The 3,006-nt window shown below is 60.9% G+C and carries 3 protein-coding genes and 1 pseudogene; 2 read left to right on the top strand and 2 right to left on the bottom strand.

What is annotated here, in order from left to right; all coding sequences use genetic code 11:
* Positions 1-888 precede the first annotated feature (888 nt).
* Positions 889-1,053, top strand: a pseudogene (locus tag SO139_RS45905) (Rho termination factor N-terminal domain-containing protein); the annotation flags it as partial.
* 406 nt (positions 1,054-1,459) lie between these two features.
* On the top strand, positions 1,460-1,747 hold the full coding sequence (locus SO139_RS45900; RefSeq protein ID WP_449384673.1) for a hypothetical protein: 288 nt from the start codon (positions 1,460-1,462) through the stop codon (positions 1,745-1,747).
* A gap of 175 nt (positions 1,748-1,922) precedes the next feature.
* Here SO139_RS45900 and SO139_RS45895 read toward each other — a convergent pair whose 3' ends face one another.
* Both SO139_RS45895 and SO139_RS45890 read right to left on the bottom strand, forming a co-directional pair.
* Positions 1,923-2,147, bottom strand: coding sequence for a hypothetical protein (locus tag SO139_RS45895; RefSeq protein WP_063696289.1), 225 nt, complete (start codon positions 2,145-2,147; stop codon positions 1,923-1,925).
* 148 nt (positions 2,148-2,295) lie between these two features.
* A complete protein-coding gene (locus SO139_RS45890; RefSeq protein ID WP_449384674.1) occupies positions 2,296-2,664 on the bottom strand; it encodes a YybH family protein in 369 nt (122 codons plus the stop codon).
* Positions 2,665-3,006: the final 342 nt, after the last annotated feature.

The raw sequence follows: 3,006 nt of genomic DNA, 5'->3' as shown, positions 1-3,006 counted from the left end.
GGTGCTGGAGGTGGCGGGGGCGGCGGGGCAGGCAGTGGTGGTGCCGGAGGAGCAGGAGCTGGCAGTGGTGGTGGCGGTGGTGCGGGAATAGGCGTCGGTGCGGGAGCCGGCGGTGGTGTGGGAGCCGGCGTCAGTGGTGTTGGCGGTGGCAGTTATGGTGGGGGAAATCCTTATCCCGGTGCATACGGTTGGTCTTACCCGAGCCGATTAGCCCCAAGGGGTCATAAGGCTTGGTTCGGTGGCGCTCATGGTGCGCCTTATGCCGGTGCATACCGCTGGTCTTACCCGAACCGATTAGGCCAAAGGAGTCGCAAGGCTTGGTTTGGCGGTGGCGGGTTTGGTTATGTTACGTCTGTCCCGTTCCGGCAACGCGCGGCCCAGGCTCGGTGGGATAGCCGCAAGTACGCAACGCTTGAGGGCGATTACCGCAGATTTCATAAAGCTCAGCGAACAAACGACTCGCTCAACGCGCGCGAAGTGATGCGGAAGGTGTTGCCTGATCAGGAACCCGCGCAGTCGTTCGTGGCGCGAACGTCATTGAACTCGCACCCCCGCGGAAATGATGATGCGACGGGCAGCGAGCCGCTGGTCAATCGCGCGCCGGATGACATCGAGCGTAACGCCGAACGAACGATCGGCGCGGCAGACGGATCCTGGCACGAGCCGCCAAATCCCTCGACGGATGTCGCACAGATCACCCCTCCCCCTGTCATCGAACACGAGGATGCGCCAACAACCGGGTCATTGGTAGATCGCGCACCGGATGACCTCGAGACTACAGCCCTGCTAACGATCGGCACGGCGGCCGGCTTCTGGCGCGAGCCGCTACATCCCTTGGCGGCATTGCTTGGCGTGATGCTGGTCGGGGCACTCGGCCTTATCGAATTTCTGCCGCGACGCCGCGGCGACTTCTCCTGGGAAGTCAAATTCGTAGATCTCAAGTCCAAAACCCCGGCCGAGCTTGTCTCGTTAGCGGAAGAAAACGGGGTCGAGAATGCCAGAACCATGCCCAAGCAGGAGCTGCTGTTCGCCATCCTCAACCAGCTTCGCATGCCGAACCAAGTCGTAGCCGAGCCCAGCGTCGCATCCGGACAGGCCCCCGCAACTGTTCTTTTGCTGGTCGCACTCGCGCTCACGGCCGGTTGGCTTTGCGTTCTCGGTGCAGGGACATATCAGTTAATAAGCTGGCTGTTCTCTTAGAAGAACGCTCGACCTGCTTCGCAAACTCGACAGCGGCGAAGACTACTAATGCCAGAAAGGAACTCGCGGCCGATCCAAGTCGCTACAGATCGACAATTTGCGAGATGCGCTTTTGAGTCCGGCGCGACGGCGGTGTCCGGCCGAATTCAAGTGGAACAAGCCGGCGACGTCTGCGAGGCGCCTCTCGCTGGCTGGAAAAAGAGAGTCGCGCTAAAAGCTCCAGTAAAGCAGCCGAGGTTCTCTTCAGGAGTCAGTCAGAATGCTGCCGGGGAAATCGAGAAGAATGCGGAACTGGATGATGCTGGCGCTGGAATCAAACCGCGTGATCGGGTTGCGTCTGGCGAAGCTGATGCGAGGCGGCAAGGGTGCTCAGCGTGAAGCCGAGCGCATGGTCAGTGAAAAAATACAGGCGGCCGCCAAAGCCGGCGCAAGCCTCATGGCTGGCGCCTCAAGCGATGAGATTGTGCGTCAATACCGAAAGCGGGTGGCGGCAAACGCCAAGCGGCTGGGCCGGCAGCAAAGACGACGCAAACAAAAATCCCCCTGATCCCGAGCCATTCGCAGGAACCGTAACGGTTGAAATAACCGGTGTGGCCTGAAGCGTCCGCCTTTGTGTTCCGATCTGCCGAGCCTTGTGAGGAGGCCGCTAATGCGCGTCGGACGGGCCGGAAGAACGCATCAGCGGGATGCGCTGCGAACCGCGTGCGGCTGCGCCGAGGCTCTCACTCGGGGTTGTCCAGCTTGTCGATCTCGGCCCTCGCCAGCGCCGTGGCTTTCTCGATCGCCTGCTCTCGCGTGAGGGTGTTGCCGCTCAACCGGCGTGAGACAAGGTTGTCCCAATAGAACCTGACCGATTTGCGTCCGTCCGCGAACCATACCTCAAGACTTCCGCAGTCGTCGTCTACGCCACGGTGAGGGATGATGCGGATGGGGTCGCCTTCGGCCATGGGTGAATTGCTACCATTCCGGCAGCATGGGGACAACGGCGGCGACTCCGACCGCGTGATTTCGGTTTCGACGATGCCAATATCGCGCGGGTGGCCCGACCAAGGCGACGCCATCGTCGCCGACCGTCACCAGCAAGGTCGAACTGCTTTAGTTGGGCGAGATTCTAGCAGCGCGACCGATCAATGGGCCGCAACTCGTGTAGATGATCTTGTTGGAGCGATCGAACCGAAAGTAAAAGCGGACCGGCTTGCCTTCATAGCTCTGGTAATCGATCTGAACCCCGTGGCCGGTTAGGACCACATCATCAAGGTTAAAGGAGCACCTGCTTTCGAGCTTCGGTGCCCAATAGGCCGCGATCGAATTTCGCCCCGTCAAGGTCACGCCCTCGCAGCCGCATTCCATGACCGCGCGCTCGTCATATAGATCGAGCAGCGCGTTCAGGTCTCCCCGTCGGCAGGCATCGAGCCAGTCGACGACGGCGGCAAGAGGATCGAATTCGTCTCGTGAAATCGACATGAGGTCCCATACAAAACTGTCGCCGCTCCCGATCGCGACGCAGACGCAGAAGTATCCGGATAGGGAAAACGGCCGGGAGAAACTGGGACTCCGGGCCGAGTGTTTGCTCAACTAAAGCCCCCTGGAGCGGCGAGGAGGCTACGCTTGCGAGGAAACACCACGGTCAACCGCAGAACGCGCGCCGCTGCAAATGTCTTTCTCGTAAGGCAGATTAACTCGGCGCAAGCTTCATCCGTCTTGCGGTCTCGCGCCGCTGTCGGGGCTAAGTGTCGCGCGCCATGGAAAACTGCCCCCTCGGCGTCACGAGGAATTGCCCCCTCCTTGGATAGCCGAGGAGAGAGC

The sequence above is a fragment of the Bradyrhizobium sp. UFLA05-89 genome (genome assembly GCF_059803475.1).
The sequence above is the reverse complement of the archived record's forward strand: the minus strand, read 5'-3'. Positions and strand labels throughout refer to the sequence as shown.

Excerpts from the sequence above, each read along its gene's own strand:
- SO139_RS45900 (WP_449384673.1), top strand. The coding sequence starts at position 1,460 with ATGCTGCCGGGGAAATCGAGAAGAATGCGGAACTGGATGATGCTGGCG.
- SO139_RS45895 (WP_063696289.1), bottom strand. The coding sequence starts at position 2,147 with ATGGCCGAAGGCGACCCCATCCGCATCATCCCTCACCGTGGCGTAGAC.
- SO139_RS45890 (WP_449384674.1), bottom strand. The coding sequence starts at position 2,664 with ATGTCGATTTCACGAGACGAATTCGATCCTCTTGCCGCCGTCGTCGAC.